This is a genomic window from Sphingopyxis witflariensis, from assembly GCF_002205635.1.
GTDB classification, from domain to species: Bacteria; Pseudomonadota; Alphaproteobacteria; order Sphingomonadales; family Sphingomonadaceae; genus Sphingopyxis; species Sphingopyxis witflariensis.
The window spans coordinates 1-1,041 of record NZ_NISJ01000037.1 but is presented as its reverse complement, the minus strand read 5'-3'; the positions used below and the strand labels follow the sequence as shown (position 1 = coordinate 1,041).

General features: G+C 67.0%; 1 pseudogene. It reads right to left on the bottom strand.

Annotation, left to right across the window (positions count from 1 at the left end):
* Positions 1-127: 127 nt before the first annotated feature.
* Positions 128-1,041 (bottom strand): annotated as a pseudogene (gene trbL / locus CDQ91_RS20885) (P-type conjugative transfer protein TrbL); the annotation flags it as partial.

Below are 1,041 nucleotides of genomic sequence, written 5' to 3'. Positions count from 1 at the left end.
ACAACCTCCGCTTCACGCAGCTTGCCAATAATCTCTTCCGGGCGATGCTTCTTGCTCGGCATTCATAATCTCCTTCGTAATCCAAAATATCATCAATTTTGGACCACTCAGAAGGGGGCAGATCAGCCTGGCGGCGGCGCATGGCCGCGGCCCAGGGCGGCGGACTATCGCTGACCGATCGGGAAGAGGCGCCACCCGACCCGCCATCCCGTCCTTCGGCAAAAGCCGCGCGAACGCGATCGGCCGCTTGCCGGGCGGGTGCGGCGGCGGCGCTCGCGGCGGACCGTCCGACATTGGCGAGGCCCGCTCCCACCGAACCAGCACCGCTCTTCCCGGCCGCGCCGGCGGCATAGGCGGCCGAGGTCCTTCCCGCAGTGCGCGCTCCGCTCGCTGCCGCCCCGCGTGCCATCGTCGCCGCAGCGCCCGTGGCCAGTGTCGCACCGGCAGCCCCCGCCGCGAGCGTCGCACCAGCGGCAACGGCGGTGCCAGCCGCGGCTCCGGCGCCGAGCAGCGGGCCGCCCGCGACGATGCCATTCGCGATGCCGGGACCAAATATTCCAAGCCCAAGCAATGTCAGCGCACCGAGCGCGATCGCCATGGCCTGCTCGATGTCGGGATCGGCGCCGAGACCGGCGTTCATGAAGCGGCTGAAAAGCGTCGTGCCGATGCCGGTAATGACCGCGAGCACCAGCAGCTTGATGCCCGACGAGACGATGTGGCCGAGCACGCGTTCGGCCATGAAAGCGGTGCGGCCGAAGAAGGCGAAAGGCAGCAATATGAAGCCGGCGAGGGTCACGAGCTTGAATTCGAGCAAGGTCACGAAGATCTGGATCGCAAGGATGAAAAAGGCGAGCACGACGATGAGCCAGGCGACCAGCATGATCATGATCTGGACGAAGTTGGTGAAGAGGCCAACCGGCCCGACCAGATCGGCGGTGCCGTCGAGCAAAGGCTGGGCGGCGTCGATGCCGGTGGCGGCGACGACGCCCGGTCGCATGAAGTCACCAATCGCCATGGCGCCGCCACTCGCCTTGAGGCCGA